Annotated in this window: 10 protein-coding genes; 9 read left to right on the top strand and 1 reads right to left on the bottom strand. The window is 43.5% G+C overall.

Annotated elements, in window-relative coordinates; genetic code table 11:
* Positions 1 to 781: 781 nt before the first annotated feature.
* The 3 genes from DWW43_RS11880 to DWW43_RS11890 all read left to right on the top strand — a co-directional run bounded on the left by DWW43_RS11880 (position 782) and on the right by DWW43_RS11890 (position 4150).
* Positions 782 to 1978, top strand: a complete 1197-nt coding sequence (locus tag DWW43_RS11880) for a pyridoxal phosphate-dependent aminotransferase (RefSeq protein WP_119963753.1) — start codon at positions 782 to 784, stop codon at positions 1976 to 1978.
* A gap of 15 nt (positions 1979 to 1993) precedes the next feature.
* Entirely contained in the window at positions 1994 to 2611 is a 618-nt protein-coding gene (locus DWW43_RS11885) for a Maf family protein (RefSeq protein WP_008402409.1), read from the top strand.
* Positions 2612 to 2698: 87 nt separating this feature from the next.
* Complete coding sequence (locus tag DWW43_RS11890; protein ID WP_008402410.1) at positions 2699 to 4150, top strand: nicotinate phosphoribosyltransferase; 1452 nt, start codon at positions 2699 to 2701, stop codon at positions 4148 to 4150.
* Positions 4151 to 4180: 30 nt separating this feature from the next.
* Here the strand turns inward: DWW43_RS11890 and DWW43_RS11895 are convergent, their stop codons facing one another.
* On the bottom strand, positions 4181 to 4837 hold the full coding sequence (locus tag DWW43_RS11895; protein ID WP_008402411.1) for a hypothetical protein: 657 nt from the start codon (positions 4835 to 4837) through the stop codon (positions 4181 to 4183).
* Between the two features lie 371 nt (positions 4838 to 5208).
* Between DWW43_RS11895 and DWW43_RS11900 the strand changes: the two genes are divergently transcribed.
* The 6 genes from DWW43_RS11900 (at position 5209) to tadA (ending at position 10361) form a co-directional block, all read left to right on the top strand.
* Positions 5209 to 6087, top strand: coding sequence for a DegV family protein (locus tag DWW43_RS11900; protein WP_119963756.1), 879 nt, complete (start codon positions 5209 to 5211; stop codon positions 6085 to 6087).
* A 216-nt stretch (positions 6088 to 6303) separates the two neighbouring features.
* Entirely contained in the window at positions 6304 to 6702 is a 399-nt protein-coding gene (locus DWW43_RS11905; protein ID WP_008402413.1) for a hypothetical protein, read from the top strand.
* Between the two features lie 19 nt (positions 6703 to 6721).
* Positions 6722 to 7510, top strand: coding sequence for a TatD family hydrolase (locus DWW43_RS11910; protein WP_044946013.1), 789 nt, complete (start codon positions 6722 to 6724; stop codon positions 7508 to 7510).
* Between the two features lie 57 nt (positions 7511 to 7567).
* On the top strand, positions 7568 to 8431 hold the full coding sequence (gene rsmA / locus DWW43_RS11915; protein WP_119963758.1) for a 16S rRNA (adenine(1518)-N(6)/adenine(1519)-N(6))-dimethyltransferase RsmA: 864 nt from the start codon (positions 7568 to 7570) through the stop codon (positions 8429 to 8431).
* A gap of 126 nt (positions 8432 to 8557) precedes the next feature.
* Complete coding sequence (locus tag DWW43_RS11920) at positions 8558 to 9643, top strand: DUF6128 domain-containing protein (RefSeq protein WP_008402417.1); 1086 nt, start codon at positions 8558 to 8560, stop codon at positions 9641 to 9643.
* A gap of 244 nt (positions 9644 to 9887) precedes the next feature.
* Positions 9888 to 10361, top strand: a complete 474-nt coding sequence (gene tadA / locus DWW43_RS11925; RefSeq protein ID WP_044946014.1) for a tRNA adenosine(34) deaminase TadA — start codon at positions 9888 to 9890, stop codon at positions 10359 to 10361.
* Positions 10362 to 10984 lie beyond the last annotated feature (623 nt).

Below are 10984 nucleotides of genomic sequence, written 5' to 3' on the forward strand. Positions count from 1 at the left end.
GTATGGGTGACTGGCATGGGCAGTTGGTCTCCCCACTATAATATGGCATCAGCGAGAATTTCGTCGTGAGATGCACATTGCCAGTAAATACGGGTGCTTGTTTGAGCCGAAGGCGAGTTAGCACAGGAGTATTTACGAATCAGGCATGTGCAACGAACAGAAATCGCAGCAAGCCATTTATAGTGGGGAGACCAACTGCCCATGCCAGTCACCCATACCAGCCAAGGAGACCGACAGAGGCGGGCAGACAGGTTGTGTTAGCTTTATAAAGTTTTGTTTATGATCTTCATAAATACATCAGAAAATAAACACAGTTTAGACACACTTCCCTTATATACTGTGTATTGTAAGAGTTTTTCATTTATTTGAATCCTCTCTCCCCTCATTTTTTGCAAGTGGTAATAAATCTTTCCCCGGTTTGTTACCACTTGTTTTTTGTTATAGCGACGAGTCAAGTGCAGTGTGCTTGCACAACTGCATTTGCCGACCGCTAATCACTGAGCCGATAGGCGAAGTGAGGTAAGATAAAAGTCGATAGGCTTTTATCTTAAACAAAAATGTCAGTTTTAGTTTATAAACACATCAGAAAATAAACACAATTTAGACACACATCCCTTATATACTATGTATTGTAAGAGTTTTTCATTTATTTGAATCCTCTCTCCCCTCATTTTTTGCAAGTGGTAATAAGTCTTTTCCCCGATTTATTACCACTTGTTTTTTTGCCTTTTCGGCGGTATACTTCCATTATTAAATTCACAACAGACGGAGGATGACAGGTATGATTTCGGAAAAATATGCAGATATGACAACCAAAGGTTCTATAATAAGAGAATTTGCGCAGTATGCATCAAAACGTGCGGCAGAGATCGGAAAGGAAAATGTATATAACTTTACGATCGGTAATCCTTCTGTTCCAGTATGTCCGGAGTTTACAGAGACATTGGAACGGATGTTAAAAGAGGAAAATCCATTGACACTTCACGGATACAGCCCGACACTTGGTATTATGTCCGTCAGAGAAGCGGTTGCAGATTCTTTAAACAGAAGATTTGGAATGGAATATACAGCAGATGATATTTTCATGACCTCCGGTGCAGCAGGTGCGATCGCACATGCGATTCGTTGTGTAACAAAGCCGGGAGATGAGGTGATCACATTTGCTCCATATTTCCCTGAGTATGTTCCATATGTTGACGGAACAGGTGCGGTGCTTAAGATCGTGCCGGCGGATATTACATCCTTTCAGATTAATTTTGATGCATTTCTGGAGCTTTTAAATCCAAATGTACAGGCAGTTCTTATTAACTCTCCGAATAACCCATCCGGTATCGTATATTCAACAGAGACGATCAAGAAGCTGGCTGCAATTCTGAAAGAAAAGCAGAAGGAATATGGACATGATATCTATATTATCTCCGATGAACCTTATCGTGAGATCGTATTTGAAGGAACAGATTCGCCATTTATTTCATCCTTCTATGACAACAGTATCTGCTGTTATTCATTCAGTAAGTCACTTTCCCTTCCGGGTGAGCGTATCGGATATGTAGCGGTAAATCCGAAATGTAAGGATGCGAAGCTGATCGTTCTGATGTGTGGTCAGATCTCCAGATTTACAGGACATAACTGTCCGCCATCCATGATCCAGCTTGGTGTGGCAGAAGTGATCGATAAGACCGCTGACCTGTCAATTTATGAGAAGAATAAGAATATTTTATATAAAGAGCTTACAAATATGGGATATGAGTGTGTAGAACCGGGCGGAACCTTCTATATGTTTCCAAAGACTCCGATCGCGGATGCAAATGCATTCTGTCGTATGACAGCCAGTAAGCTGGATCTGATCCTGGTACCGGGAGACAGCTTTATGTGTCCGGGACATATGAGACTTGCTTACTGTACCACAACGGAGATGGTAGAACGCGCACTTCCGTTATTTGAAAAAGCAATGAAGCTTGCAAAAGAGATGGAGTAGTCAAAGGAGAACATCATGGTTACACAGATTCCGATCATACTTGCATCGAATTCACCGAGAAGAAAAGAGCTGCTTGAAAGAGCCGGTTATACATTTACGGTTATGCCAAGTGACTGCGATGAAGCTACCGATATCCGTTTTCCAAAGGATATGGTGATGGAACTTGCCGGAAGAAAGGCAGAAAATGTATATAAAAAGGTATGTGCAGACCATGCCGGTACGGAGGCGGAGACACAGCCGTTTATCGTGATCGGTTCCGATACGGTCGTCGCATTAAATGGCAGGATCCTTGGAAAACCGGTTGATTATGATGATGCATATAATACGTTGAATAGTTTGTCAGGACAGACACATAATGTATATACAGGTGTTTCTATTATGTATTATGACGGAGAGAAATGCCGGACAAAGACATTTTACGAAAATACAGAGGTTACATTTTATCCGATGACGCATGAGGAGATCACCGGATATCTTGCGACGGGAGATCCATTTGACAAAGCGGGAAGCTATGGGATACAGACACAGGGTGGTCTGTTTGTGAAAGGGATCAAGGGCAGTTATGACAATGTTGTCGGACTTCCGCTTTCTCGGTTATACCATGAGTTAAATGAGATGTTATATGGGCAGTAATGTGTGAGAAAACGATGTGCCGATCATGTATGATAGAATAGTAGAGATTATAAACTGCTGAAAAAAGAAAGGCAGGAGGACAGAGATATGGACGAAAAGAGAAATTTTACCTTATTAACAGACTTCTATGAATTGACGATGATGCAGGGATATTTCCGTGAGAAAGCAGATGACATCGTTGTATTTGATGCATTCTACAGAAAAAATCCATCCGGAAGCGGCTATGCGATCGCTTGTGGTTTGGAACAGGTGATCGACTATATCAAGAATCTGTCCTTTTCCTATGAAGACGTTGATTACTTAAGAAGTCTGAATATGTTTGATGAAGAATTTCTGAATTACCTTGCAGGATTTCATTTCACAGGTGATATCTATGCGATCCCGGAAGGTTCTGTAGTATTTCCGTATGAGCCACTTGTGAAGGTGGTTGCACCGATCATGGAAGCGCAGTTGGTTGAGACTGCATTATTAAATATCGTGAACCATCAGAGTCTGATCGCTACAAAGGCATCCAGAGTCTGCTATGCAGCAAAAGGGGATGGTATCATGGAATTCGGACTTCGCCGTGCGCAGGGACCGGATGCCGGAACCTTCGGTGCGAGGGCGGCAGTTATCGGTGGCTGTGTCGGAACCTCAAATGTAATCTGCGGTAAGCAGTTCGGCGTGCCTGTGCTTGGGACACATGCACATAGCTGGATCATGAGCTTTCCGGATGAATATACAGCATTTAAGAGATATGCGGAATTATATCCGGATGCATGTACATTGTTGGTTGACACATATGACACATTGAAATCCGGTGTGCCAAATGCGATCCGGGTATTTGATGAGATGAAGGCAGAGGGAAAGATGCCGACCAGATATGGAATCCGTCTGGATTCCGGTGACCTTGCATATCTGTCGAAGAAAGCCAGAAAAATGTTGGATGCAGCGGGATATCCGGATGCAGTCATTGCAGCGTCCTCTGATCTGGATGAATATCTGATCAACAGCTTGAAGAATCAGGGCGCAGCGATCACATCATGGGGCGTTGGAACCAACCTGATCACGTCAGCAGATAATCCATCTTTTGGCGGTGTTTATAAGCTTGCGGCGATCAAGAAGCCGGAGGATGAAGAATTCACAGCGAAGATCAAGATATCAGAGAATCCGGCGAAGATCACAAATCCCGGAAATAAGACGGTGTTCCGTCTGTATAATAAAGAGACCGGAAAGATCAAGGCGGATCTGATCGCACTTTCCGATGAGACATATAATGAAGCGGAAGATCTGGAGATATTTGACCAGATGGCTACATGGAAGCGTTCGACACTTCCGGGTGGTTCTTATGAGATCCGTGAGATGCTTGTCCCGGTATTCTTAAAGGGACAGTGCGTATATCAGAATCCATCCACGATGGAGATCCGGGAGTATTGCCGGAAAGAACTGAACACACTCTGGGATGAGACCAGACGACTGGTAAATCCGCAGGAAGTATTTGTCGATCTGTCAAAGCCGTTATATGACCTGAAACAGAAGCTGCTAAACAGTAGACATTGATGCAGAAATGGTCAGATCAGAAAATATATATTATTTTATCGTCCGACCGGCGTTATAATGAAAATCTTTAATATCAAAATTCATAGCAGAGATCTCGCTCATAGCAGCGTTGATCTCTGTTGTTGTTTTAGGGACAGCTTTTGTAATATGAGCCAGAGTCGTCTCGTAGCCAAGCATCTGTTGAAGGATCTTCCTGCAATAAGCTTCTTCTTCAATCATGGTGTGGATGTCATGCTTTTGCAGATAATCAGTCATGAAGCCGGCACGGACATTGATCTGATAGATGATATAGGCTCGGATCACACGGCAGATCATATAGATCGTGCCGAGAATTAATGCACCTACGGCGATCCATCCTTCATACGTCTGCATGACAACTCCGCCACCACTTAACATAATATTAGAAAAAAGAGAGTCAAATATTATCAGGCAGATCAGAAATACGACATTATAAAGAAAATGTGTTTTCAGGCTGTGCCGCCTTTTTGCCAGACCATCGATCTCGGCAGTATATACCATTTTATAATATTCGATCTGCTTGCCTGTATTATCGATCATATCCATCAGATCAAAATATTCCTGTGAATACGGCGAATCAGATGGGTCTGCATCTGATTGAAAAATGTCAGTTTCTATTATTGGTTCATTTTCGGATGACTCCGAATCTTTTGCCTTTAAAGTAAGCATGCTTTTATCCCCTTATGTAATGATGAAAGAATCTCCTGTCTGTATGTGCGCAATTTTCAAATATATTGCATATGCGAAGCTCATATACATTGCTTTTCAAGTTTGTTTATGGATTTCATTGTAACACAATTTACTGCCGGATAGGGAGTCTTCCTCAAAAAGTAAAAATAAAATATCTAGTCTTTCAAACCATGTTACAAAGCCCCGAAAACCATGGCTTTTCTATATAGAAACTACGATTGACATTTGCTGTTCGAATCATCTATATTATAAAAAGTTAAGAAATACAGGCATTTTTGAAACTTGAAATTAGTAGAGTGTATAAGAGTTTTGAAGTGCCGGTTTACAAATAGAAAGATGAGGTTTTACCTATGAGCAAGATCAGGATCATAACAGATTCAGCTAGTGATATTTCGACTGCTGAGGAACAGAAATATAATATATTAATCCTTCCATTTCCGGTAACGGTCGGTGACAAATCTTATATGAGCAGAGTCGATTTTGACAATGCCGGTTTTTATAAGATAATGGAGGAAAATCCAAACGAACTGCCAAAGACGGCGCAGATCACAGCATTCCAGTTCGACGAGCTGTATAAGGAGCAGTTTGATGCAGGATATACAGAAATTATATTTGTCAGCATCAATAAAAAAGGTTCTGCTACCCATGATAATGCAGTCATGGCAAAGAATGAATTCTTTGAGGAGCATCCGGAGTATGTAGGAAAAGGAACGATCCGGATCTTTGATGGTGTTGGATACAGCGGTCAGTATGGATATCCGGTTGTGCAGGCAGCAAAGATGGCAGAAGAAGGAAAAACAGTGGATGAGATCACTGCTTATCTGTCAGACATTCTTCCGAAACGACGGATCTACTTCGGTATTTATGGATTGAAATATGCAGCAAAATCAGGACGTATTCCGAGTGCCGCAGCACTGGTCGGTGATGCGCTTGGCGTAAAACCGATCATGAAGATATGGGCAAATGAGATCGTTACAGCATTCAAATGCCGCGGCGAGAAGAAATTACTGGCAAAGATGGCAGATGTCTCAGCAGCAGAGATGCTTCCGGGTTCGCCATATCAGATCGTATATGGATGCGATGATGTATGCAGGGATGAACTGGCTGCCAAGATGACAGAAAAGGTTGGTTATGCGCCAGACGATTTCTTCCAGATCGGAGCAGCGGTTGCTTCCAATGCAGGACCAAAGGTAGCCGGAGTTGTTTTTACGGTAAAAGACGAAGCATAAACAGAATATAGATTTTCATAGAAAAGACCTTTGTTCACAGAAGCGGAAGCAGATATACAAGAACCGATGTGGATAAGGGTCTTTTTGTATGGGGATTGACTGGCAAGAAAACTGGCAAGAAAAAGATGAATTGTGCGGCATAAAGGAAGCCGATTGGCGTAAAGAATGACAACAGTTGGTTGCATATGCTGATCTTAGTAGTGTATACTTAAAAGAATGAAGAAAAATGTGCCGGCAGATGAAAGGCAGATGAGAGATATGGGTGACACACCAAAGATTGAAGAAACAACATTTTATCATATTAATTATTATTTGTATGGAAAGGCATTTAAGGGAAGTTATCAGGGCATGCGGTTCCGCCTTGCCAGAAATCCGCTTGAAAATGTATTTTTTAAACCTAAAGAAGTACAGAATGCCGGAACTCTGATGGCAACGGTCTGGCCGGAGCCGTTCAGTTACGAGAATACGGATGATGAAAAGAAGCTGACAAAGGAATTTCCGTTTTCGGAGGATGGAAAGCTTGCGGCAGTAGACTGGTTCAATGAGCAGTATGAGAGCCGGAAAGAAGAATGGGATGCAGCGAAGCATACAGACTGGAGCAGTCTGAGAAAATAAATGACCGAGGAATATGAAGATGATATTTGAGACACACGGACACTATGATGATGAACAGTTTGATACAGACAGAGAGCGGTTATTAGAGGAATTTCAGAGACAGGATATCCGATATGTAATGAATATAGGGGCTAATATAGTGACTTCAAAGGCATCCGTTGAGCTTGCACACCGATATGATTTTATCTATGCGGCGATCGGAACGCACCCGGATGATGCACCGGAGCTGTCAGATGCGGCGATCGAGATGTATCGGCAGATGGCAGCAGATGAGAAGGTAAAGGCGATCGGAGAGATCGGGCTGGATTATTTCCATGAGGATGTGCCAAAAGAGGTGCAGATCCACTGGTTTCGAAAGCAGTTGGAGCTGGCAGAAGAACTGAAGCTTCCGGTTGTGATCCACAGCAGGGATGCGGCAAAGGATACCATGGATATCATGAAAGAGATGCAGGGAAGACTTTGCGGTGGCGTCATTCACTGTTTTTCATACAGTACAGAGATTGCAAGAGAATATATTAAGATGGGATATTATATCGGCGTTGGCGGTGTAGTGACATTTAACAATGGACGTAAGCTGAAAGAGGTGGTGGAAGCCATTCCGCTTACCAGCATCGTATTAGAAACGGATTCGCCGTATCTGTCACCCGTACCATTCCGTGGAAAACGGAACTCTGCCCTTAATATTCCTTATGTGGCAAAAGAGATCGCAGCATTAAAGGGAGTTACGGAAGAAGAAGTGTATGACGTGACATTCAGAAACAGTCTGAAGCTGTACAGAATGGAAGAAAATATGCAGGCAGAGGCGTAGGAAGAATGATTGCGTGATAAGATGAAAGCGTAAGAATGCATAGATGGAGGACAGAGCATGGAGAAATTAAGTAACCCGCAGATTACGATACAGACAATAAAGAAATATGAGTTTGCATTTCAGAAGAAGTTCGGTCAGAATTTTCTGATCGATGACCATGTGATCACAAAGATCATAAATGCAGCGGAGATCACGAAGGATGATCTGGTACTGGAGATCGGACCGGGAATCGGAACGATGACACAGTATCTGGCAGAGTCGACCGGAAAGGTGATCGCGGTTGAGATCGATAAAAATCTGATCCCGATCCTTGGGGAGACTTTGGCGGAATATGATAATGTAACGATTATTAATGAAGATATATTGAAGTTAGATATCAACCGACTGGTTGAGGAAGAAAACGATGGTAAACCGATCAAGGTCGTTGCCAATCTGCCGTATTATATTACAACTCCGATCATTATGGGCTTATTTGAAAGCCATGTACCATTACAGTCAATTACGGTCATGGTACAAAAGGAAGTAGCAGACCGGATGCAGGTAGGACCGGGATCGAAAGATTACGGTGCGTTGTCACTTGCGGTTCAGTATTATGCAAAACCGTATATTGCAGCAAATGTACCGCCAAACTGCTTTATCCCGAGGCCGGGTGTAGGATCTGCGGTGATCCGATTGACCAGATATGAGGAGCCGCCGGTGATGGTAAAGGACGAGAGTCTGATGTTCAAGCTGATCCGGGCATCCTTTAACCAGAGAAGAAAGACGTTACAGAACGGAATCGCAAACAGCCCCGAGCTTCCATATTCAAAAGCACAGGTGGAGAAAGCTCTGGAAAAAATGGGACTTGCCGCAAATGTTCGGGGAGAAAGTTTAACGCTGGCAGAATTTGCAAAGTTAAGTGATACTATTTCCGAAGAATAAAGGAATAAGTTACAGAAAAAATGCATAGATACAAGTAAGGCTTGTCTTTCAGGGATAATAACGGAAGCAGACATGATTTCCTGTCAGATGAAAAATGTCAGATAGAAAAAAGAGGCGGAGGTATCTATGGTTTACTGGAACAGATTTATATCATATATTTTCAGATATCACAATTATGATAAATGTGAAAATGTTGGATTTGCAAAGGTGCAGAAGCAGAATGAGAAAGGTAAAATGCAGGTGAATCTTAAGGATCAGGTAAAGAAAGAGGGCTTATATTCGGTTTATCTGTATCGTGAGACGCTTGCGGACCCGGAGGAATATCCGGAGGCAGTGCCGGACGGTATGATTCCGGCTGTTCTGTATCTTGGGAAATTGAACATGAAATCCGGCAGGGGAGAAGGCTGCTTTACCTTTGACTGGAATAATGTCAATCAGACCGGACGGCCGATCACAGCGTGGAGCGGCATTATCATAAGGCGGATGGGCGAAGAAGAAAGTGATATTTTCTGTTCTTCATGGACAGATAATACTGTGGACTACAGTCAGGCATTTGCCAGACGGGAGGAAGAAGCTGCCCGCGGAATTGCAGTAACAGAGTATGATCGGAGAAGAATCGTGTCCGAGACGATGGCGGAATCAGAAAACATGGACAGCGAATCTGAGACGGAGACAATGGCTTCAGAGGTGAAAGAAACGGCACATACAGATACAGACAACTCGGAAACCGTTTTGCCGGAATCGGAGGAGTCTCCGGATGAAAAGATATTTTCCCGGGCCGATGAAGAAACGGAGAAACGAGTAACGGCAGCCGAGGTTTTAGAAACAATGAAAGAAGACGGAAGAGCGGCAGAACTGATGGCGAACCGGGAAAAGCTTCCGCTCCTGCCGAATTGTCCGGATGGAGAAAACGGAGTGATCGAGTGTGTAAAGATCAATCCGAACGATATCGGACTGCTGAACATGGATAACTGGCGGTTGGGGGTGAATAGCTTCCTGACACATGGATTTTACAGTTATAAATATCTGATGCTCGGCAGGGTGCTGTTTGATGAAGAAGATACGAACGGATACATATTGGGAGTGCCGGGAGAGTATTCATCCAAAGAGAAGTATCTCGCAGGAATCTTTGGATTTGATCGTTTTATTCCGGTGAAGGAGACAAGGATCAAGACAGGAAGCTTTGGCTACTGGGTGGTGGATCTGAAATAAAAAAAGAGCTGTGGCATAAAATAATGTTTATTGAATGATAGAAAAAAACGGCATGGTGAAGAGCGCAGGTTGAATGACGGAGGATGCCGGCATGGAGAAGAAAATGGAACAGAATACAGAAGAAAATGTAATAGGACAGGGGATAGAAGATGATCAGAATATACGGAACAGGGAAGATGAAGTAAAAGATATATACGTAGATCGGCAAGGGACAGAACCTGAGATGTCGGGTGAAGACAGGAAGATGTATGAGATTTATATGAAAAAGGCAATTAAGCTGGCGCAGAAAGCTTATGTTCAGGGAGATGTTCCGATCGGTTGTGTGATCGTAAAGGATAATAAGGTGATCGCACGGGGGTATAACAAGAGAAATCTGAAGAAGACAACACTGGCGCATGCAGAACTGCTGGCGATCGAGCAGGCATCAAAGAAACTCGGTGACTGGCGGTTGGAGGATTGTACGATGTATGTGACATTAGAACCGTGTCAGATGTGTGCCGGAGCCATCGTACAGGCAAGGATCCCGAAGGTTGTGATCGGGTGTATGAATAAGAAAGCCGGATGCGCCGGTTCGATCCTTAATATGTTCGATATGTCGGCATTTAATCATCAGGTAGAAACAGTATATGGTATCTGTCAGGAGGAGTGCAGCAGCCTGATGAAGGACTTTTTTGCAGACCTCCGCAAAGGCGTGGTCGTAGGAAGTCGTCAGCGGTAGAATTTTTGAAGATTGCATGTTCAACATAGACGGATTTCATGACCTGCCAATTTATATATGTTGTCCAGCAATGTTTCTACTCATCACACACGCCTGATCCGCTCATGCTCCAGTGCTAACTCGCCCTTCGGGCTCAGACAAGCACCCGCATTCGCTGGCAGTGTGTTCTTCGTAACGAAACATATGCAAATGACACCATATACAAATCAGCAGGTCACAGAATCCGGCTGTTAAACATGCATCTTGCTTTATCGATAGCCGGATTTCATGACTTGCCAATTTATATATGTTGTCCAGCAATGTTTCTGTTCATCATACCTGCCTGATCTGTTTTTTTCAGTGTTGTTAGGGCGGTATTTGGGCTGCAGGCTGTGGCAGAGGATGTTTGGACATTCGCAAAAGGACCGACGTGAAGAACACGCTGCCAGCTCATGCGGGTGCTTGTCTGAGCCCGAAGGGCGAGTTAGCACAGGAGCATGAGCGGATCAGGCGTGTGTGATGAACAGGGACGTTGCGAGGATCAACAGCCTCTGCCACAGCCTGCAGCCCAAATACCGAATCCACCAAAAACGCTGCCAAAGAAATGTAGGTTTGTCAAACATATGTTACACAGATGCCAGATA

The sequence above is a fragment of the Clostridium sp. AF15-41 genome, assembly GCF_003604095.1.
GTDB lineage: Bacteria > Bacillota > Clostridia > Lachnospirales > Lachnospiraceae > Coprococcus.

Coding starts and splice junctions, on each gene's coding strand:
- DWW43_RS11885 (WP_008402409.1), top strand. CDS start 1,994: ATGGTTACACAGATTCCGATCATACTTGCATCGAATTCACCGAGAAGA.
- DWW43_RS11890 (WP_008402410.1), top strand. CDS start 2,699: ATGGACGAAAAGAGAAATTTTACCTTATTAACAGACTTCTATGAATTG.
- DWW43_RS11895 (WP_008402411.1), bottom strand. CDS start 4,837: ATGCTTACTTTAAAGGCAAAAGATTCGGAGTCATCCGAAAATGAACCA.
- DWW43_RS11905 (WP_008402413.1), top strand. CDS start 6,304: ATGAAGAAAAATGTGCCGGCAGATGAAAGGCAGATGAGAGATATGGGT.
- DWW43_RS11920 (WP_008402417.1), top strand. CDS start 8,558: ATGGTTTACTGGAACAGATTTATATCATATATTTTCAGATATCACAAT.
- rsmA (WP_119963758.1), top strand. CDS start 7,568: ATGGAGAAATTAAGTAACCCGCAGATTACGATACAGACAATAAAGAAA.
- tadA (WP_044946014.1), top strand. CDS start 9,888: ATGTATGAGATTTATATGAAAAAGGCAATTAAGCTGGCGCAGAAAGCT.
- DWW43_RS11900 (WP_119963756.1), top strand. CDS start 5,209: ATGAGCAAGATCAGGATCATAACAGATTCAGCTAGTGATATTTCGACT.
- DWW43_RS11880 (WP_119963753.1), top strand. CDS start 782: ATGATTTCGGAAAAATATGCAGATATGACAACCAAAGGTTCTATAATA.
- DWW43_RS11910 (WP_044946013.1), top strand. CDS start 6,722: ATGATATTTGAGACACACGGACACTATGATGATGAACAGTTTGATACA.